Origin of the sequence: Fodinicurvata sediminis DSM 21159, from assembly GCF_000420625.1 — a bacterium.
Lineage (GTDB): Bacteria > Pseudomonadota > Alphaproteobacteria > Kiloniellales > DSM-21159 > Fodinicurvata > Fodinicurvata sediminis.
This window is the reverse complement of sequence record NZ_ATVH01000015.1, coordinates 154,836-175,726: the sequence shown is the minus strand read 5'-3', so window position 1 is coordinate 175,726 and position 20,891 is coordinate 154,836. Positions and strand designations below refer to the sequence as shown.

Sequence of the window (20,891 nt, the reverse complement as noted above, 5' to 3'; positions counted from 1 at the left end):
CTATTCGGCCGGGTGCCCCTCTTCCCGGGGGGTAGCCGTGACGCTCTCGCTCTGTGCTTCCAGCTGCTTTGCCACGGCATTGCGTGAAGTGGTGAAGCGCGCCAGCAGGTCATAGAGCACGGGGACCACGAAGAGGGTCAGCAGGGTGGCCAGGACCAGGCCGCCGATCACCACCACGCCGATGGCGCCGCGGCTTTCAGCTCCGGCGCCCGTGGACAGGACCAGAGGAACCGCCCCCACCACCGTCGAGATCGCCGTCATCAGGATGGGCCGGAAGCGCAGGACCGAGCCTTCGACAATGGATTCGCGAACGGAGCGCCCCTCGTCACGCAGCTGGTTGGCGAACTCCACGATCAGGATGCCGTTCTTCGCCATCAGGCCGATCAGCAGGATCGCCCCGATCTGGCTGTAAATGTTGATCGACATGCCGGTCAGCCAGAGCGCCAGAAGCGCGCCGGTCACCGCCAGGGGCACCACCAGCATGATGATGGCCGGATGGACGAAGCTCTCGAACTGGGCGGCCAGGACCAGGAAGACGATGACCAGGGCCAGCAGGAAGGTAAAGTAGATCTCGTTCGAGGTATCCTGGAACTCCTGCGATTGCCCCAGGTAGCTCAGGCGTGCCGCCTCGGGCAGCTCCTCCTCCGCAAGCCCCTCGAAATAGGCCAGGGCCTCGCCCAGGTCGTAGCCTGACGCCAGCGAGGCCGTGATCGTCACGGACGGCAGGCGGTCCACACGGGTCAGGGACGGCGGCGCCCCGCGCTCTGTCAGGGTCACCAGACTGCTGAGCGGCACCAGTTCGTCGCTCTCGGCCCGAACGAAGATGTTCTCCAAGTCGTTTGGCGTCATGCGGGCGCTGTCCTCCAGCTGCACGATCACGTCGTATTCGCGCCCGCGATCCAGGTAACTGCCCACCACGCGCGAGGCGATCATGCTCTCGAGCGTGGTGGAGATGTCCCGCACGCGAATGCCCAGATCCGCGGCCCGCTTGCGGTCGATGGACACGCTCAATAGCGGCCGGGTTTCCTTGTAATCGCTGTCCAGGTTCACGATGCGCTGGTTTTCGGAAGCCCGCTCCACCAGGCGGTTGGCCCAGGTCCCCACGGTCTCGTAATCGGAGCCGCCCACCACGATCTGGACCGGCTGCTCGAACGAGCTCTGGCCCAGACCCGGCGGATTGACGGCAAAGGCGCGCAAGCCCGGAACGGACAGGATCTTGGGGAAGATCTCCTGCGTGATCTCCTGCTGCTTCATGTCACGCTCGTCCCAGGGCGCTAGCCCCAGGATCGTGAAGCCGCTGTTGGGGACATTGCCCCATCCGACAATGGAGAAGATCCTGTTCGCGTCCCCGCGCTCATAGACCGGGCGGATCGCTTCCTCCACCTGCAGGACGCTGCGGAAAGTCTCCTGCGGCGTCGCCCCCTCCGGCGCCGTGCTGGGAATGATGATCACGCCGCGATCCTCGGTCGGCGTCAACTCGTTGGGCAGCAGCGAGAACAGCGGCAAGGCAATCAGCGCCACCAGCAGGGCGACGCCCAGCACCGCCAGGGGCAGGACGATCACGCGTTCCAGCAGCCAGCGATAGCCGCGGGTCAGCCCCTCCAGGACGGCTTCCGTGCTGCGCATGAACAGGTTCGGCCGGCGACTGTGGTCTGGCGCCTTCAGCCACTTGGAGCAGAGCATGGGCGCCAGGGTCAGCGCGATCAGGCTGGAAAAGGCGACAGCCGCCGCCATGGTCAGCCCGAATTCCTCGAACAGGCGCCCGACACTGCCCTCCAGGAAGGCGATGGGAATGAAGACCGCGATCAGGGTCAAGCTGGTGGCAATCACGGCAAACCCCACCTGGCGCGTGCCATGGAAAGCGGCCACCAGGGGCGGCTCGCCCTCCTCGATACGCCGCTGCACATTCTCCAGCACCACGATGGCGTCATCCACCACCAGGCCCACGGCCAGGATCATGGCCAGCAGGGTCAGCACATTGATGGAGAATCCCAGTGGCGCCATGATGATGAAGGCGCCGATCAGCGAGACGGGGATGGTGACGGCGGGAATGAAGGTGGCGCGGATGGTGCGCAGGAACAGGAAGATGATCACCACCACCAGGCCGATGGCCAGCAGCAGGGTCTTGACCACTTCCTTGATCGCTTCGCGTATGAACAGCGATTCGTCATAGCTGGCATTCAGCTCGACGCCTGCGGGCAAATCACCCCGGATTGCGTCGATTTCCGCACGCACCCGGTCCGAGACATCGATGGTGTTGGCCTTGGACTGCCGGATGATGCCCAGGCCAATGGCACTCTCGCCATTGGAGCGCAGGATGGAACGTTCGCTTTCCACCCCCCGTTCGACGCGGGCCACCTCGCCCAGACGGATCTGGTAGCCGTCTTCCTGCTTCACCACCAGGCTGGCGAACTCCTCCGGGTCGCTCAGCCGGCTTTCGGTGCGCACCGTCAGTTCGCGCGCCTCGGATTCCAGGCGCCCGGCTGGCAGCTCCAGGTTCCCAGCCCGCAAGGCCTGCTCCACATCGGAGACCGTCAGATCACGCGCCGCCATGGCCTGCCGGTCCAACCAGATGCGCATGGCATAGCGGCGATCGCCGCCGATACGAACGCGCGCCACACCATCCAGGATGGACAGGCGATCCTCCAGCGTCCGCTCCGCATAATCGCTCAGCTCCGAGGGATCCAGACGATCGCTGGTCAAGGTAATCCACATCATCGGCCGTGCATTGGCATCGGCCTTGCGGACAACAGGGTCTTCAGCCTCCTCTGGCAGTTGCGACAGCACCCGTCCGACCGCATCGCGCACATCGTTGGCCGCCAGGTCCACATCCTGCGAGGTGTTGAACTCGATCGTCGTCTCGGCGCGCCCGTCGCGGCTCTCCGACTGGATGTTTCGGATGCCCTCGACGCCGCTGATCGCGCTTTCGATCACTTCCGTAATCTCGCTGTCGACCACCTGCGGAGCCGCTCCCGTGTATGTCGTGTCGATGGACACCACCGGCGGGTCGATGTCGGGATTCTCGCGCACCGCCATCTGCATCAGGAAGGCAACACCCAGCACCACGATCAGCAGGCTGATCACCGTTGCCAGGACGGGGCGCTTAATCGAGATATCGGAAAGAAACATCAGTCTGCCCGCCCCATTGCCTGGTCAGCTGCCGGCATCGGGGCCGTCGCCGGTCCCGACCACACGCACCGTTGCCCCATCCTGAAGGCGCTGCAGGCCATAGGTCACCACACGATCGCCCTCGGACAGCCCTTCCTGGATCTCGACCTCGCCGGGCAGGCGCGTTCCGATCTGCACATCGACGCGGCGCACGCTGTCCTGATCCTCGCTTTCTTCCAGGACATAGACATGCGGGCGATCGCCTTCGGCCACGACCGCCATTTCGGGCACCAGGACGGCATTCTCGCGCTGGCTGACCAGCAGGCGCACGGCCATGAACATGCCCGGGCGCAGGCGACGATCCTCGTTGGGCAGCGTTGCCTCCACGCGCAGGGAGCGGGTGGCCGGGTCCACGCGGGTGTCCACGTCGCTGACCACGCCCTCGAAGGTTTCACCCGGCCAGGCCGCAGAGGTGGCCTCCACCGGCAGGCCGCGCGAAAGCACCCCCATGAAGCGTTCCGGAACCGAAAACTCCATCTTGATTTCGGACAGGTCGTCCAGGGTGGTCACGATGGTCTGGCTGTCGATGTAGGCTCCCGGCGAAACGCGCCGCAGCCCCACCACGCCCTCGAAGGGGGCCCTGATCTTGCGGTCCGCAATATCGGTCTCGATTGCGGCCGCGCGGGCCGAGGCGGCTTCCAGCCCAGCCTGCAACTCGTCCACGCGGGCCTGTGGAACATTCTGGCTGCTCAGCAATTGGCGTGCCCGCTCCAGCTGGCGCGCCATGTCCCGTTGATTTGCCTCGGCTTCGCGCAGCAAGGCCTGCTGGCGCGTGCTGTCGAGTTCCAGCAGGATATCCTCGGCGGCAACCTCCTGGCCTTGTTCGAAGTGAATGGTTTCAATGCGCCCGGCCACTTCGGGAACCACCTCGATGGATTCCCGGGCCTCGGCCGTGCCTACGGCCTCCACGCGCTCCGCAACAAGGCCGATTCGCACGTCGCTGACCACCACAGGGCTGGCCTCACCACCGCCCGGCGGGCCACCGCCCGCACCCCCGGGGTCGCCGGGAGAAAAGCTCTGCCATGCATAATATCCGCCACCGGCCAGCAGCAGAATGAAGAGAATTTGGAAGACTGTGCGAATCATCGGGTGTTTTACGAGCTCGATTCCTGTTCGGACCATTCCGCCGCAACACCCTTTCGTGCGGAGTCTCCGCAAAAATCGGTCCGGACGCGACGAAATCCGCTGCTGAAAACTAGTGGCAATGTGTTACACATTCCACCCGGAAAGTCATTCTGGGGGGAATATCATGTGCAGAGTCGCGCGCAGAAGCTTGATGCTGGCCAGCATCATACTCTGTCTGCTGCCTGGCCTGGCGGTGGCCCAGGGCGAAACGGCGGGACAGGGCAATCCGAAGGACCGCCAGTTGGCCGCCCTGGAAGCCGGGGTGGATTACATCGAGGTTCGCAAGAGCGAGCGGGTTCTGGAACTCTATCGTGATGGCGAGGTCCTTGCCAGCTATCCGATTCAGCTCGGCAAACGGCCCGAGGGCCACAAACGCTTCGAGGGCGACAAGCGCACACCCGAAGGCACCTATCGCATCGGCTGGCGCAATCCGGAAAGCAGCTTCTTCCTCTCGCTGGGCATCACCTATCCCAACGAAGAGGACAAGGCCTATGCCGAACGCTATGGCGTCAGCCCGGGCGGGCAGATCATGCTGCACGGCATGCCCAACGACACGGAATACCGCAAGGAGGTCTTCAACGAACCCAACTGGACCAACGGCTGCATCGCGCTGCGCGATCACCACATGCTGCAGATCTGGGAGTCGGTCGAGGTCGGTACGCCCATCCGCATCAAGCCTTGATGCGCAGCCACAGCAGACCGAGCCACTCGTGCAGCGCGTGGTCGGCACGCTGCAGGTTTCCCGCTGAAGGCAGCCAGGCCTGCCAACTGGCTGCAGAAGCCTGCACCAGCCGATAGTCCGTTGGCGCCGGAATCGGGTTCAGTCCCGCCCCTTCCGCCAACCTGAGTGCCCGCGGCATGTGTGCGGCGGAGGTCACCAGGACAAAGGGGCTCTTCCCCAGCCTGCGGGACAGCACTGTCATTTCCTCCGCCGTGTCGCGCGGGGCCGTTTCGGAAACGATGGTCGCCTCCGGCACACCCAGGGACAAGGCCGCGCGCTTCATCGCCTCGGCCACGGGCAAGGACTCCCGCCCGGTGTCGCCCGTGAAGATCAGCGGCAGATCCGAAAGCCCGGCCAGGCCCCGCAGGCGCAGGGCTTCCATCAAGCGCGCCGAGGCTGCACGCCCCAGCCAGTCCGCCGGCGGCTGGCCCGGCCGTACATGATGGCCGGCCCCCAGCACCACGATGGCTTTCGGTCTCGGTCGAGGCGGTGCCTCCTGAAACCCTGCAAGGGGCGCTACTTGGCTTTCCAGCGGGCGGAGCAAGGCATTGGGTAGCCAGGGCAGGGAAAAGGCCAGGAAAAGCAGCAGCGAACAGGCCAGCAGCCCCCGTGCCAGGCGCGGCGCACCGCCCACCAGCATCAGGACCACGCCGGCCAGCAACAGCACCAGCACAAGCCCGACCGGCGACAGCAACGCGCCCAGCAGCTTCTTCAGAAAGAACATTGCAGTTCACAGGTCAACATCGGCATCCGGCTGAACAGGTCGCGAAGAAAGTAGTAATATTTCTGAAGGCAGACCGCACATGTGCAGCAGAATACAATATCTATACTACACTTTAGGGGTATTTCTTTTTGAATTCATAATTTTTCTATCTCCTGTGATATACATACACAAGAGTACATCTCGCAGAAAGAGGGGCATGCGACATGAGGGCCATTCTGTATGCTGGCGCATTGCTCTGGGTCCCTGGACTGGCACTCGCACAAAGCTTTGATTCTGGAGACATCGGATCCTTTCTCAACCTCGGAAAGGAGATCATCGAGTCACAGCAGCCACAGAGGCAACAGCCACAGACTGCACCCTCGCAAACGCCGCAGAGTGCAACATCAGTTTCCCCTGACACCACTGCACCAGCCTCTACACCGTCTCCTTCAAGACCGGCACATAATTCCGTCGAAGTAAATGAAGTCCAGGAACGCCTGAGCAATCTTGGCTATAGCCCTGGACCAATCGACGGAATGATGGGCAGCAAGACGGTGAGCGCCATTCGTCGGTTCGAACAGGATTCCGGTCTGGCCCCGACCGGCCAGATCGACGACGATCTGCTGACCGCGCTCAGGAATGCGGGAAAAAACGCACCAACACCCGCGCAAGCAGCAACACAGCCGAGCTTCGATTGCGCCCGAGCAATGATTCCGAGCGAACGAGCAATCTGCGCCTCGCCGGCATTGGCGCAACTGGATGTGGCGCTCACCCAAGCCTACAAGAACTACCGAGGAAGCCTTGCAAACGAATATTCGGGGCGGGAGCTTGACGCCCGACGGAATATGCTAAGCGAAGCGCAGCGGCAATGGCTTTCCGACAGGAATACCTGCGGAAGCAATGCGACCTGTCTCGAACAGCAAATGCGTGAGCGTATAGGAAAGCTCGACGGAAAGGTGCCCCAGATCGCGAGCATTCACTCGGGGCAACGGCCCGCCGCCGGCAGTGGCTCCGCAACGACAGGAATTTCCGGCACAACAAACAGGCCGACCGTCGAGAATGGAATGCAGTCTGCCATTCTGGCTCAGGATGTATTCCTGGTGAAATCGGCTCGCTTCCAGGAGGGCATGAATTCTTATCCGGCGGTTGCAGCATGTCTGGAACAGGATGAAATCGAAGCCCTGCGGCCAACCATGGAACAAGTCCTTGGTGCACACATGACTGGCCCAACATTCCTTCCGGCAAGTAACCTCCCCACCATCTTGAAAGTTTACGGTGACAACACGTTTATAGTCACTTCAGGCACATGCCTGAAAAAACTGAAGTTTGGTCTCGAAACCGCTGGCGACCCAGACTCGCTTGAAATCACCCAGATCGCCGAGGCGACCGGTACAGAAGAACTCACTGCAACGGCGGCATCCGGCGCGCCGCTGGAAGCGCTGCCGCCCAGTGAGGACAAAGATGCGTTGCGACGCTTGTACGTTCCCGTGCATCTGGAAATTGCACCGCGCGAAGACAGGCTTGAAGCCTTCGTCGGCTACATTCGCAACTTACGGTCAAACGGGAACTACGGAGCAACGGAGATATTCGCCGAGAACGAAATCAGGGACCGCGATCCGGAATTTTTGGCCGATCAATATCTCGACAGGTGGGACAGGGCGTTTGCCGATCTGGCGCTGACGCCACCCGTTGTCATCTCAACCAGAGTTGTGATCAGCAACCACGAATATGATTTCGACAGCGGTCAACTCATATTCCCTTCATATCATGGAGATGACGACGATGAACCGCACCTGTTCAGGCTTCGTGGCGGTTTCGGTTTCTACGACGCGAGTGCCTTCATGAACCGCGATAATCGGATCGGCCTGATCAGCAGCGTCAGCATGAATTACCCCCGGATTCGAACCGACCGGACTCTCTTGGTGCCCAAAATAGAGATGGGCGCCGCGCAAGCCGAACAGATGAAACTTAATCATGATCGCGTGGCCGTTGATGTGGCCTACCGTATCACCGGCGTTGAGCGGAACGAGGAAGGCAATGCCATCTTCGACGGCACTGTGCTTGGCATGAACATCCGCACCGATACCGGCCAGCAACTGGCTGCTTTCGCGCCCGAGGATTTACCCCTTGTGCAACCTGAATCCTTTTCCGAGCCCGTCGAACCGGCCGGTGAACCTGTCAGCTTGGCCCGTCCACGCGACATACTTTCGGCAGTGGCCGATGCTGTAGGTGCCCACAGGAGCGACATCATTGCGATGGTCTACCCGTCTTCAGCCCAGAACAGTTTCGAGCGGCAGGATACAATCCAGGAATGGGGTTCTACGGCAGAGCCTGTCGATCTGGACGGCTTCTGGATGTCGGGCCACGGTCACCCGTCCGATTATGATTTGGAGAACGGGACCTTCGGGCTTGACTATCTAAGCCTCACCTATCCGAAAGAGGTTACCGGCAACGAAAAGAGGATATCCCGTAGTGACCTGCTACGCTTTACGAATGTGAATAGTTCCGGTGTGCGCTTCAAAATGCCGGAAGAGCAGGCACGCGATCTGCTTGAACGGAAAGGTTCGGGTGACTTCGCGTTCCGGGCCCGACTGGCAGCGCAGAAGCCGGAAGCCGATGTCGGCAGTGAAGTTTTCCCGCTCGACACTCGCGTAGCGGAAATTGTGATTATCAGGAAGGATAGCGATCCTGCGATCAGACGTGACGCTGATATCCTGACCCGCATTCCTCTGACGTCTCCTTCGGAGGTGCAAGAGGTTATGCAGAGCACGACGGAAGCAGCTCCTGACGCTGCACAGCAGAGCGCGTCTTTACCGCAGCCCGTGAATGCATCCGAGCATGATCTTCTCGGCATTCATGTAGGTCAGCGTTTTGATGATGTGTTTGCTGGTGTACGAGACGAGTTCGATCCGGACCGCATCATCTATGGGCACCGCGAAGAATGGATGAAGAGCCATGCGGAAATTCGTGAACCGTCCATACCACTGGCGGAATCCACCGTTCTTATCAGTGAAGGCGGGTCTGATCTGTTGACGATCTTTCATGAGCCCTTACTTGACGAAAACCCGGTTACGGGTGCCGCCAGGACAATTACATTCCCGGAAGAGAGCAGGCCGTCTCTCGAGGCGATCAAAGGACTTCTCATCGAGAAATACGATGCGCCGGTCCAGGAGAACGAGAGCGGCTTTCTCTGGTGGCATGCCGCTCCGTACGAGCCGGCCGCAAATACCGGCGAGCAGTCGATGGGGGACTTGATAAAGGAATCGACACGCCAGCAAAATGCGAAAACGCATGCGTTTACCTGTCGTAAAACCTTGGAAAGCAAGACCGGCAATCTGGCGTATAAAGCTGATGGACGGAGGAACAACGGTCATCCTGGCTTCCCTTCGGAATTTGAGGGCTTTGATGATAATGGAGAGCCGGTTCCTGCGCCGCCATCCAATGCCTTCTGGCCGGTTGGTAACTTTTCTATCGGCAGCAAGGAATGCGAGGGAACATTTGTGATTGCCGTACTGGAAAGAGACAAAAACGGGTTTGTGGGCGCGATGCGCGTCCTGGTTTCCGATTTGGCTTATCTTCTGGCTGTAGAAGAGGCTGCAAAGGAAGCTCTGGTTGAGCAGAATGCTGCATCAGACGAAGCTGAACCGGACATCAAGCTGTGAAGGCCTTACCGGATCGGTAACGGCTTGAGCTGACCGGACTGTCCCACGGCTCGTGCACTTTCCCATCAATACGATGCCAATCTTGCGGGGCGTGATGACGGAGGTCCTCTTATCAGCCTTCGGGAATAGCGAGCTTCGAAGTGATTACCTCATGCGATAGCCTTGAAAACACCCGGGAAAGGCGTTGACACCACGTCTGTCAGGGTTATATTCGCCCCTCTCGCACGGAAGGCTTGGATTTCCGTGTCGTTTTTTACGTCCGAACGCAGGCATTTCATCATGTACGCAGTCATCAAGACAGGCGGCAAGCAATACAAAGTCGCCAAAGACGACGTTCTCACGGTCGAGAAGTTGTCTGCCAACGCCGGAGACAGTGTGTCTCTGGACGAAGTCCTCATGGTGGGCGCCGAAGGCGACCTGAAGGTGGGCAGCCCGACCGTGTCCGGCGCCAGCGTCAAGGCCGAGGTTCTCGAGCAGACGCGCGGCGACAAGATCGTTGTCTTCAAGAAGCACCGCCGCAAGCACTATCGTCGCAAGAACGGGCATCGCCAGGAGCTGAGCCGGATCCGCGTGACGGAAATCGTCGGCGCGGGCAAGGCCAAGAAGGCGGCCCCTAAGAAGGCGGCTGCGGAAAAGACCGAGGAGTAAGCTGCAATGGCACAGAAAAAGGCAGGCGGCAGTTCCAAGAACGGGCGCGACTCAATCGGTCGCCGCCTGGGCGTCAAGAAGTTCGGTGGCGAAGAGGTTCGCGCCGGCAACATCATCATTCGCCAGCGCGGCACCAAGTGGCGCCCGGGCGAGAACGTGGGCCTGGGCAAGGACCACACCATCTTCTCCCTGATCGAAGGCAAGGTTGCCTATCGCAAGGGTGCGGAAAACCGCACCTATGTGTCGGTCACGCCGATCCAGGAGCCGGCCGAGTAGATCGCGGACCCTGCCGCGTTCGAGGATTCGGGGGAATGGTACGCCATTCCCCCTTTTTCGTTTTAAACCAGGGCGCTGACATGAGCCTCTCCGCATGAAGTTTCTCGACGAAGCCAAGATTTTCCTGAAAAGCGGTGACGGCGGAGGCGGATCGGTCTCCTTCCGGCGCGAGAAGTATGTCGAGTTCGGCGGACCCGACGGCGGCAACGGCGGTCGCGGCGGCGACATCGTCTTTCAGGCGGTGGACGGCCTGAACACCCTGATCGACTTCCGCTATCAACAGCATTTCAAGGCCGGCCGTGGAACCCACGGCATGGGGCGCGACCGCTCGGGACCGGCCGGAGAAACCATTACCATCAAGGTGCCCGTAGGCACCCAGATCCTGGCCGAGGACAAGGAAACCCTGCTGGCCGACCTGACCGAGGTCGGGCAGTCCATGACTCTGCTGCGCGGGGGCGACGGCGGCTTCGGCAATGCCCACTTCAAGTCCTCCACCAACCAGGCGCCACGCCGCGCCGATCCCGGCTGGCCGGGTGCGGAGCGCTGGGTCTGGCTGCGCCTGAAGCTGATAGCGGACGCCGGCCTGGTCGGCCTGCCCAACGCCGGCAAGTCCACCTTCCTCTCCGCCGTCAGCCGCGCCCGGCCCAAGGTGGCGGATTACCCCTTCACCACCCTGCACCCCAATCTGGGCGTCATCCGCAACGACGAGGCCGATTTCGTGCTGGCGGACATTCCCGGGCTGATCGAGGGCGCACACCAGGGCGCGGGGCTAGGCGACCGCTTCCTGGGCCATGTGGAGCGCTGCGGCGTTCTTTTACATCTGGTGGATGGCACCCAGGAAGACCCGATCGCCGCCTGGAGAACCGTGCGCCATGAGTTGGCGGCCTATGGCGGCGACCTGGCCGAGAAGCCGGAGGTTCTGGCGCTGAACAAGACCGACGCGCTGGACGAGGAAACCATCCGTACGCGCCAGAAAGCCCTGGCCGAGGCCTCGGGCGAAGAGGTCCATGCAATCTCCGGCATATCCGGGCGGGGCGTAAAGCAGGTCCTGCGCCTGTTGCAGCAGCATATCCGCAGCTACCGTGCCGCCGAGGCCGAAGCCGAGGCTGCGCGCCAGCAGGCCCTTGAGGAGCTGAGCGCGCAACGCGACGATGACTGAGACCTCGCCCCTGGACAGCGCCCGGCGCATCGTCGTCAAGATCGGCTCGGCCCTGCTGGTCGAGGAAAGCGATGGCAGCATCCGTCATGGCTGGCTGCAAAGCCTGGCCCGGGACCTGGCGGACCTGCATGGCCAGGGACGCGAGGTGATCGTGGTCTCCTCCGGCGCGATTGCCGTGGGCCGGCACTATCTGGGCCTGGGCAACGGGCGCCTGAAGCTGGAGGAGAAACAGGCGGCCGCGGCCACGGGCCAGCTGCGCCTGGCCCATGCCTACCAGGAAAGCCTGGCCGCCCACGACATCACGGTCTCGCAGATACTGCTGACCCTGGGCGACACCGAGGAGCGCCGCCGGCACCTGAACGCGCGCAACACCCTCAACACACTGCTGCGCCACCGCAGCCTTCCGGTCATCAACGAGAACGACACCATCGCCACCAGTGAGATCCGTTTCGGCGACAACGACCGTCTCGCAGCCCGGGTCGCGGCCATGATCAATGCCGAGGCCCTCATCCTACTCTCGGACATCGACGGCCTTTACACCAGCGATCCCCGCAGCGATCCGAAGGCCGAACATATCCCACAGATCCCGCGCCTGTCCGCCGATATTGAGGCCATGGCCGGCCAGGCGCCGCCGGGCCACTCCTCGGGCGGCATGGTGACCAAGCTGGCCGCGGCACGCATTGCCGTGGGCGCCGGCTGTCACATGGCCATCGCGGATGGCCGTGCCGAAGCACCCCTGCGCCGCCTGGCCGAGGGCGCACGTTGCAGCTGGTTCCTCTCCGAAACCGAGCCACTGGCCGCCCGCAAGCAGTGGATCGCCGGCGCCCTGAAGCCCAGCGGCCGCATCCACATCGATGCCGGCGCGCGTCAGGCCCTGCTGGACGGGCGCTCCCTGTTGCCTGCGGGCGTCATAGTGGTCGAGGGCAATTTCGAGCGAGGGGACTCCGTCGTGGTCTGCGATGGTGCAGGCGAAGAGATCGCTCGCGGGCTCTCGGCCTACGGCGCGGACGACGCCCGGCGCATCCTGGGTCACAAGAGTCGGGACATCGAAACCATCCTTGGCTACCGTGGGCGCGAGGAAATGATTCACCGTGACGACCTGGTGCTCACAACCCTGGAAAAGGGAGCTGCCGGATGACCGCAGAGACACTTGAAAGCCGGACTGAACCGGGCCTGGAAGACCAGATCACGGAACTGGGCCGCCAGGCACGCATGGCCGCTCAGGAGTTGGCCATCAGCAGCACGGAGCAGCGCAACACGGCCCTGCGTGAAGCCGCCGCTGCCTTGCGCGCCGGCACGACCGCCATTCTCTCGGCCAATAGCCTGGACCTGGACCAGGCCCGCAATCGCGGAACCACCGGCGCTTTCCTGGACCGCCTGGCGCTGGACGAGGGGCGTATCGAGGCCATGGCCAAGGGGCTGGAGGATATCGCCGCCCTGCCCGATCCGCTGGGGCGCACCCTGGCCGCCTGGGAACAGCCGAGCGGCCTGGCGATCGAGCGTCGCTCGGTGCCGCTGGGCGTGATCGGCATCATCTATGAAAGCCGTCCAAATGTGACCGCGGACGCTGGCGGACTCTGCCTGAAATCCGGCAACGCCGCGATCCTGCGCGGCGGCTCGGAGTCCCATCACACGTCGGGGGTCATACTGGACTGCCTGCGCGCAGGCCTGCTGGCGGCCGGCCTGCCCGAGACAGCCTTGCAGCGCCCGCCCACCTCGGACCGGGCCGCGGTCGGACACCTTCTGCGCCTGAACAGCTGCATCGACCTGATCGTGCCCCGCGGGGGGCGCAGCCTGATCGAACGCGTCAGCGAGGAAAGCCGGATACCCGTCCTCGCCCACCTGGAAGGCGTCAATCACTGCTACCTGCACGCGGCCGCCGATCCCGACAAGGCCCTGCATGTGGTGTTGAACGCGAAGATGCGGCGCACCGGTATCTGCGGGGCGATGGAAACCCTTCTGGTCGAGCGCAGCGCGGCAGAGCAGCTCCTGCCGCCGATCCTGCAGGCCCTGCGGGACAAGGGCTGCGAATTGCGCGGAGACACTGCCGTACGCGCCCTGGATGCATCCGTCACAGCGGCAACGGATGCCGACTGGGACACGGAGTACCTTGATGCCATCCTCTCCGTCCGGCTGGTCGATGGGCTCGAGCAGGCGCTCGCGCATATCGCACGCCATGGCTCGGGACACACGGAGTGCATCGTCACCGAGGATGCCCAGGCCGCGGACAGCTTCCTGGTCCGGGTGGACGCTGCCATCGTCATGCAGAACACCTCGACCCAGTTTGCCGACGGCGGGGAATTCGGAATGGGAGCCGAGATCGGCATTGCCACCGGCAAGCTGCATGCCCGCGGCCCCGTGGGGGCAGACCAGCTGACCAGCTACAAGTACCTGGTCCGCAGCAACGGCGCCATCCGTCCCTGAACCCTTCCTTTAAGAGCGCCGTCCCGATCCATGTCGCGAAATCGCCCGAAACCTGTCCGCTGCCCCACACCAGCCATGCTCGGACAGGCCCTGGGCGCCCCCCTGCCCAAGCCTGGCCGCCGGATCGGCCTGTTGGGCGGGTCCTTCAATCCGGCCCACCAGGGACACCGGCATATTGCCCTGGAAGCCTGCAAGCGCCTGAAGCTGGATGAGGTCTGGCTTTTGGTCAGCCCGCAGAACCCCCTCAAGGAGGCGGCCGGAATGGCCGGGCTGGAAGCACGCCTGGCCTCGGCGCGACAAATCGCGCAACACCCGCGTCTGCGGGTCACGACCCTGGAAACCGCACTGGGCACCCGTGTGACGGCAGACACGCTGAAGGCGCTGTGCCGCTGCTTTCCCGGGGTCGATTTCGTCTGGTTGATGGGGGCAGACAACCTGGCTCAGGTCCATCGCTGGGGGCGTTGGACCGAAATCTTTAACACGCTCCCCGTTGCGGTCCTTGATCGTCCATCCTATTCTTTATCTGTGTTGTATGCCAAGGCAGCGCAGCGGTTCGCAAGTGCCCGAGTTGCGGAACAACGGGCCGCCACGCTTCCAAGGCGATCTGCGCCGGCATGGACCTTTCTGCACATACGGCTCAATCCCCTTTCGGCAACGGCACTGAGAGAACGCCGCAGCGCTCTGGCTGACGGCACCGGAAAAACCGCCACCGGCGAGGCGTTTGCCCAGGCGAGCCTTCGCCCAGACAAGGAGTAAGACTGTCATACTCGACAAAGCCATGACGCAAACCAGCGTCGAAAATCTGCCCGGCAGCCTGAAGGCCGTGCCCGGCACCGATTCCGACAGCCTGATTCAACTGGTCCAGGCCTCCCTGGATGAGGATCAGGCCGTGGAGCCCGTAATCATTGACCTCTCCGGAAAAAGCTCGTTCGCCGATTACATGGTGATCGCAAGCGGCCGTTCGGCCCGACAGGTCGGCGCCATTGCCGAACACCTGCGCGAACGGCTGAAAGCGACCGGTCTGAAGGACCTGGCCGTTGAAGGCCTGACTCACTGCGACTGGGTCCTGATCGACGCCGGAGACGTGGTGATCCATCTTTTCCGTCCCGAGATTCGCGAGTTCTACAATCTCGAGAAGATGTGGGGCGGAACGGTGTCCGGCGAGACGCACGAAACCGACGCCTGAGACCGAGGCGACTCAAGCCGGCCAAACAGGTCCCGGTCGCGCAGATTCTGTCGCACAGGTCCCGGCAACAATGGTCAATGTCCGGCCAAGGGGCAGGGTTGCACCTGCGTCCCGCGCGGACGGCATGAGCCCTTTTACGGGACATGACCGTCCTTCACGACAAAGTTTCCTGTCATGCAGATCACGATACTTGCCGTTGGCCGTTTCCGTTCCGGGCCCCAACGCGCCCTCTACGAAGATTATGCAAGCCGCCTGAAGAAGGGGGCCCTGCTGGGGCCGCTCAAGCTGCAGGAAGTGGAAGAGAAGCGTAACCTCGAGCCCGAGCGCCTGAAGGCACGTGAAGGCGAACTGCTGGCCCGCGCCTTGCCGGGCGGAGCGCACTGCATCGCGCTGGATGAACGTGGCGACAACCTGGACAGCGCCCAACTGGCCGGGCTTCTGGGCCAATGGCGCGAGGAGGGGCAGCGCGAGACCGTGTTCCTGATCGGCGGCGCCGACGGCCTCTCGCCCGAGCTGCGCGAACGCGCGGACAAGGTCCTCAGCTTCGGGCGCATGACCTGGCCGCACCAGCTGGTCCGTGGGCTGCTGGCCGAACAGATCTTCCGCGCCAACGCCATCCTGAGCGGCCATCCCTACCATCGGGCAGACTGAAGGCAATACTGGGCCCCCTTCCCTTTGCCGGGCAGGAAAGCTAAGAAGGGGCACCCTCAAGGACCGGTCCCCACCGGGGCCGTCAATCGGAACAGCAACACGGAGAATGCACGTCATGGGAAGTCTGGTACTGCTGCGCCATGGGCAGAGCGACTGGAACGCACAGAACCGCTTCACCGGGTTCGTCGATGTCGAGCTCAGCGACAAGGGCCGGGCAGAAGCCGAAAAAGGCGGCCGCTTGCTGAAGGACATCCGCTTTGACCGGGTTTTTGCCTCAACCCTGAAGCGGGCTTATGATACCGCCGAGATCGCGCTCGAGGCCAGCGGCACCAACGAGCATCTGCGCCAGGACGGCGTGTGGCAGATCACCAAACACGACGACCTGCGCGAACGCGACTATGGCGACCTGGCGGGCCTCAACAAGGCCGAAACGGCCGAGAAGTTCGGCGACGAACAGGTCCATATCTGGCGGCGCAGCTATGACGTGCGCCCCCCCGGCGGCGAAAGCCTGAAGGACGTGGTCGAGCGGGTCGGCCCCTACTTCGAGCGCGAGATCCTGCCCGAGCTAAAGGCCGGGAAGAATGTGCTGGTCGGCGCACACGGCAACACCGTCCGCGCCCTTCTGGTGGCCCTGGACTGTCACAGCCCCGAGGAAATCTCGAGCGTGGAAATCCCCACCGGCGTGCCGATGGTCTTCGAAACCGAGAACGGCATGCCGAAGACCTACCGCTTTCTGGACGGCAAGTGAGATCGCGAGACGATCGACTGGCCTGACAGGTCATCTTGCCCGTTTCACTGGAACTGTTCCTGCTCTAGTATCCGGGGGATGCCTTCACGTTCCGCCCACCTTCTCCAACTGACCGCTCTCCTGCCGTTTGCGGTCGGGCTATGGCTGTCGTTCGCGGGGCTCGCCGCGGCGCAGGAGGGCGAGGAAGCTGACACAGAAGAAGCCGGTGAACAGCTGGAAGAGGTCGAACGCGCTCTGGAGCGCGATCGTGAGCGGGCACGGGAACTCGAGGAACAGGCGGAAAGCCTGCGAACGGAAATCCAGGACGTCCGCCAGGAAAGCGTTGAAGTGGCCGGCTCGGTCCAGGAACTGGAATCCGAGATCACCCAGTTGGAGCTGTTGCTGGCGGTCCATCATGTCCAGGCCCTGCGCCTGGATGTTTCCCTGACGCGCCGCAAGAGCCAATTGGGCGACACCCTGGCCGCCCTGCAGCGCATCGCCGTCTTTCCACCCGACGCCGTGCTCGGTGCCCCCGGACAGCCGCTCGACAGCCTGCGCAGCGCCATGCTGCTCAGCGAGACCATCCCACAGATGGAGGAACAGGCGGCAACGATACGCAGGGAACTGGAGGAACAGCAGGCTCTGGAAAACGAGATTCTCAGCCAGCGCGACAAACTGACCGAACGGCGCAGTCAGCTGGAAGATCAGCAGCAGCAGCTGGAACGCTTGGCCGAGCGCAAACGTGCACTCGAAGAAGAGGCCCGTGCCGAGCGGGCACGTACCGAAGAGCGTTTGGAGGAACTTGCCGGACAAGCCGACGATCTGCGCGACCTGATTGCGCGCCTTGAGGCCGAGGCCGAGCGCGAACGCAAGCGTCGCGCGGCCGAGGCACGGGCAGCGGCAGAGGCGGCCGCACGTGCCCAGCGGCTGCGCGAGGAAGCCCAGCGCGCCGAAGAGGAGCGCCGCGCTGACCAGGAACGCGCCAAGCAGGAAGCTGAAGCCGCGGAACAGGAAGCCGAGGAAGCACGCGAACGTCAGCAAGCCGCCTTGCCAAGCCGGCCGCCGTCAAATCTGCGCAATTTCCCGGACCAGCCGGGTGGCCTTGTGATGCCGGCCCGTGGCAGTATCACAGCGGGATTCGGTGATCGACACCCGCACCTGGAAGGCGAGGATTCCGAAGGTGTGATCCTGCGCACACGCAAGGCTGCCCAGGTCGTGGCCCCCTTTGACGGCAAGGTGGCCTACGCTGGCCCCTTTCGCCGGTACGGGCTTATCTTGATCATAGAGCACGACGAACGATATCATTCCCTCCTGGCCGGCTTCGATCGCCTGACGGCAGAGGCCGGCCAGTGGGTCATGGCAGGCGAACCTGTCGGTTCCATGAAGGAAACGGGTGACGAAGACCCGGAACTTTACATAGAGTTGAGGCGGGCCGGCCAACCGATCGACCCCCTGCCGTGGCTCGAAACAAGCAGAAATGAGGCGCAAGGCTGATGCGATTTCTCCTATCCGTGACACTGGCCGCTGTTTTCCTGATCAGCGCGCCGGCCTTTTCCCAGAATGCGGAAAATGACGATACCTACAAACAACTGAAGCTTTTCGGTGAAGTCTTCGAGCGCGTACGCGCAGATTTCGTGGAAGAGACCAGCGATCGCGAACTGATCGAGGCCGCGATCGAGGGCATGCTCGCCGACCTGGACCCGCATTCGGGCTATCTCGACAGCGAAAGCTTCAAGGATATGCGCGAACAGACACGCGGCGAGTTCGGGGGACTGGGCATCGAGGTCACGATGGAGGACGGACTGGTCAAGGTCGTATCCCCCATCGACGACACACCGGCCTTCCGCGCCGGCGTCCAGGCCGGAGACCTGATCACGCATATTGATGGCGAACCCGTCATGGGCATGAACCTGAACGATGCTGTCAAGCTGATGCGCGGCGCCGTAGACACGACGATCGAAGTCACGATCCGGCGTGGCAACGAAGAACCGTTTGATCTGGAGATCACGCGCGACATCATCCAGGTGCAATCCGTGCGCAGCCGCGTCGAGGGAGATATCGGCTATATCCGCCTGACCTCCTTCACGGAACAGACCACCAGCGGTCTTGAGGACGCCTTCGATGAAATCCGCGATGAGCTGGGCGATGACCTGAAAGGTATTGTCCTGGACATGAGAAACAATCCTGGCGGTCTTCTGGAACAGGCCATCAGCGTCAGCGACGCCTTCCTGGACCGGGGCGAGATCGTGTCCACACGCGGCCGGAACGAGGACGACGCCCAGCGCTGGAATGCGGAAGGCGGAGACATGGCGGAAGGCCTGCCCATCGTTGTCCTGATCAACGGCGGTTCGGCTTCGGCCTCGGAAATCGTGGCCGGGGCCCTGCAGGATCATCGCCGTGCCATCGTCCTGGGCACCACCTCCTTCGGCAAGGGCTCCGTCCAGACGGTCGTTCCGCTGTCTGGCAACGGAGCCATGCGCCTGACCACGGCACGCTACTACACGCCCAGTGGCCGCTCCATCCAGGCGAAGGGGATCGAGCCGGACATCACGGTGGAACAGGCCCGCTTGGAGAAACTCGATAATGGCGGCATCCGCCGTGAAGAGGATCTGCCGCGTCACCTGGACAACGGAACCCCCACGGAGATTGAAGCACCGGACTCCCAGCAGGACGGCAACAGCGAGGATGAAGAGGAACAGGTCGTCTCGCCCGAGGATCAGGGCGATCCCGAGCAGGACTACCAGCTGGCACGGGCCCTCGACCTCCTGCGTGGCCTGTCACTCTTTAGCCAACTGGAAATGAACTGAGCCCGGCGAAGGCAGCCGGATGATCAGGGGGGTCGGGGAAGAACGTGGCCGCTGAACGCAAAGGGCGAAGAACGGGGCTGATCGCGCTGCTTCTGGGCTGGGGCATACTGCTTGCCGGCCTGGGGGCACTGGCGGCCTGGCTGTTTACGCGTCCACCGGATCCGGCCTCCCACTCCAGGGAGCAGTTTGCCTATCAGGAGGTTTTGCCTGAAGCGATCGATGAGCCGACCCATCAATCCGACAGGACCGGATCTGAGACAGCGGACTCCGACACGGCCGAGACTGGATCCGGACAGGAACGCGCATTGGAGCAGACAGCAGATGGCCAGGACCTGACCCGTCCTCCAGAGTTGCGAGAGGGGACCCAATCCGCACCCAGGGTACAGGATGCCCCCCTGATTGCCGTTGGCGGCGACGAAACACAGCCGGTGCAGGACAGTGAGCCTCCACCGGAACTCCCGGCCATCCCGGAATCCTCGGCCATACCCGAAGCCCAAGAGGCTGAGATCCAGGAAGAAATAGCGGAAACGGAAGAAAGCGGGGAGACCGCTGTCGAGGAGACAGGCAGCGCGGAAGTTCAGGAAAGCGTACTGGCCGAGGAATCGGCTGCGATACTGGAAGGCGGCGAAACCGAACAGGACGCGGGGACGCAGACAAACGGCGCGGCCGACCGTCAGCAGCCGGCATTTGCACCGCCTCAGGCCTCACCCGGCCTCCCGCCGCCCCCCATACCTGGACGCAGCCTCAGCGGGGATGACGAAGAGGTCGGTGCACAAGATGCAGAGGCCACGACTTCCAGTGAGGAAGAGGGCGAGCCCCCCCAGCCGGACGAGTCAACAGAAACGGGCGAGAGCGAACAGGAGGTCACGGCGCCAAGCAACCGCAGCCAGGCCTGGCAACGCTATGCGCAGCCTTTCGCTCCCCAGGCCGACCAACCGATGATCGCCATCGTCGTCACCGGGCTCGGCTTGTCGGAAGCCGCAACGGAGACCGCCATTCGACAACTGCCGGCTGAGATCACCCTGTCCTTCAGTCCCTATGCGCGGCGCCTCGACGAATGGATCGCCCTGGCGCGTTCTCAGGGCCACGAGGTCCTGCTGGACCTGCCCATGGAGCCTGAGGGTTTTCCGGCAGACGATCCGGGTCCGCAGGCGATCCTGACCGAGCTGGGACCACAGGAGAATGCCGAGCGTCTGCAGTGGGTCCTGTCACGGGGCAGTGCCTATCTGGGTGTGGCAGGCACGGGCGGTGGTGGTTTCACACCGGGGCGCGGAGCCATCGACCTTCTGTTCGAGCGTTTGGCGCAGGATGGCCTGGTTTTCCTGGGCAATCCTGCAGAAGGCCATCAGGCAATGCGCGAGAGCGCACAGCTGGCCAAATTGCCCCTGCTGTTCAGTGATCGCACCCTGGACCAGCAGGCCGCCAGCCGCTCGGTGATCGATGCCGGCTTATCGGCCATCGAACGTACCGCCCTGTCGGAAGGCGAGGCCGTGGCCGTGGCTCGCCCCTATCCCGTCAGCCTGGAACGTCTCCAGGCCTGGAGCGAGCAGTTGCCCGAGCGTGGCGTACAGCTGGCCCCGCTCAGTGCCTTGCTTCGTCAGTAGTAGTGCCCCCCAAGATCCTGGTTCAAGAGA

Annotated in this window: 17 protein-coding genes; 14 read left to right on the top strand and 3 right to left on the bottom strand. The window is 63.1% G+C overall.

The annotated features are described in order from the left end of the window. Positions 1-3,129: an efflux RND transporter permease subunit gene (locus tag G502_RS0111280; RefSeq protein ID WP_026989372.1), complete on the bottom strand. Its 3,129-nt coding sequence runs from the start codon at positions 3,127-3,129 to the stop codon at positions 1-3. 24 nt (positions 3,130-3,153) lie between these two features. Then, positions 3,154-4,254: an efflux RND transporter periplasmic adaptor subunit gene (locus G502_RS19855; RefSeq protein ID WP_022728772.1), complete on the bottom strand. Its 1,101-nt coding sequence runs from the start codon at positions 4,252-4,254 to the stop codon at positions 3,154-3,156. A gap of 163 nt (positions 4,255-4,417) precedes the next feature. On the opposite strand from G502_RS19855, the gene G502_RS0111270 reads away from it, so the two are divergent. After that, on the top strand, positions 4,418-4,975 hold the full coding sequence (locus G502_RS0111270) for a L,D-transpeptidase family protein (protein ID WP_022728771.1): 558 nt from the start codon (positions 4,418-4,420) through the stop codon (positions 4,973-4,975). Here the strand turns inward: G502_RS0111270 and G502_RS19850 are convergent. Continuing rightward, complete coding sequence (locus tag G502_RS19850; RefSeq protein ID WP_022728770.1) at positions 4,965-5,738, bottom strand: YdcF family protein; 774 nt, start codon at positions 5,736-5,738, stop codon at positions 4,965-4,967. The genes G502_RS0111270 and G502_RS19850 overlap by 11 nt on opposite strands. Before the next feature lie 203 nt (positions 5,739-5,941). Between G502_RS19850 and G502_RS21510 the strand changes: the two genes are divergently transcribed. From G502_RS21510 to G502_RS21505, 13 genes are all read left to right on the top strand, one after another. Next, positions 5,942-9,379 (top strand): peptidoglycan-binding protein, encoded by a 3,438-nt coding sequence (locus G502_RS21510; RefSeq protein WP_081649774.1) that lies wholly within the window; start codon positions 5,942-5,944, stop codon positions 9,377-9,379. 279 nt (positions 9,380-9,658) lie between these two features. Then, a complete protein-coding gene (rplU, locus tag G502_RS19840) occupies positions 9,659-10,027 on the top strand; it encodes a 50S ribosomal protein L21 (protein ID WP_022728768.1) in 369 nt (122 codons plus the stop codon). A gap of 6 nt (positions 10,028-10,033) precedes the next feature. Next, complete coding sequence (gene rpmA, locus G502_RS0111250) at positions 10,034-10,303, top strand: 50S ribosomal protein L27 (RefSeq protein WP_022728767.1); 270 nt, start codon at positions 10,034-10,036, stop codon at positions 10,301-10,303. Between the two features lie 94 nt (positions 10,304-10,397). Beyond that, entirely contained in the window at positions 10,398-11,462 is a 1,065-nt protein-coding gene (gene obgE, locus G502_RS0111245; RefSeq protein WP_022728766.1) for a GTPase ObgE, read from the top strand. Then, positions 11,455-12,600: a glutamate 5-kinase gene (gene proB / locus G502_RS0111240; protein ID WP_022728765.1), complete on the top strand. Its 1,146-nt coding sequence runs from the start codon at positions 11,455-11,457 to the stop codon at positions 12,598-12,600. The genes obgE and proB overlap by 8 nt, the downstream gene beginning before the upstream one ends. After that, positions 12,597-13,886 (top strand): glutamate-5-semialdehyde dehydrogenase, encoded by a 1,290-nt coding sequence (locus G502_RS0111235; RefSeq protein ID WP_022728764.1) that lies wholly within the window; start codon positions 12,597-12,599, stop codon positions 13,884-13,886. Before proB ends, G502_RS0111235 begins: the two co-directional genes overlap by 4 nt. A 30-nt stretch (positions 13,887-13,916) precedes the next feature. Next, positions 13,917-14,642: a nicotinate-nucleotide adenylyltransferase gene (locus tag G502_RS19835; protein ID WP_322098903.1), complete on the top strand. Its 726-nt coding sequence runs from the start codon at positions 13,917-13,919 to the stop codon at positions 14,640-14,642. Positions 14,643-14,664: 22 nt separating this feature from the next. Beyond that, a complete protein-coding gene (rsfS, locus tag G502_RS0111225) occupies positions 14,665-15,072 on the top strand; it encodes a ribosome silencing factor (RefSeq protein ID WP_022728762.1) in 408 nt (135 codons plus the stop codon). A gap of 174 nt (positions 15,073-15,246) precedes the next feature. Beyond that, the gene (gene rlmH, locus G502_RS0111220) at positions 15,247-15,723 is read left to right on the top strand and encodes a 23S rRNA (pseudouridine(1915)-N(3))-methyltransferase RlmH (RefSeq protein WP_022728761.1); all 477 of its coding nucleotides are present in this window, start codon (positions 15,247-15,249) and stop codon (positions 15,721-15,723) included. A gap of 115 nt (positions 15,724-15,838) precedes the next feature. Continuing rightward, positions 15,839-16,471: a 2,3-bisphosphoglycerate-dependent phosphoglycerate mutase gene (locus tag G502_RS0111215; RefSeq protein WP_026989369.1), complete on the top strand. Its 633-nt coding sequence runs from the start codon at positions 15,839-15,841 to the stop codon at positions 16,469-16,471. A 78-nt stretch (positions 16,472-16,549) separates the two neighbouring features. After that, the gene (locus G502_RS0111210) at positions 16,550-17,944 is read left to right on the top strand and encodes a murein hydrolase activator EnvC family protein (RefSeq protein WP_022728759.1); all 1,395 of its coding nucleotides are present in this window, start codon (positions 16,550-16,552) and stop codon (positions 17,942-17,944) included. After that, positions 17,944-19,257, top strand: coding sequence for a S41 family peptidase (locus tag G502_RS0111205; RefSeq protein ID WP_022728758.1), 1,314 nt, complete (start codon positions 17,944-17,946; stop codon positions 19,255-19,257). The genes G502_RS0111210 and G502_RS0111205 overlap by 1 nt, the downstream gene beginning before the upstream one ends. Positions 19,258-19,301: 44 nt before the next feature. Then, on the top strand, positions 19,302-20,861 hold the full coding sequence (locus G502_RS21505) for a divergent polysaccharide deacetylase family protein (RefSeq protein ID WP_022728757.1): 1,560 nt from the start codon (positions 19,302-19,304) through the stop codon (positions 20,859-20,861). Positions 20,862-20,891 lie beyond the last annotated feature (30 nt).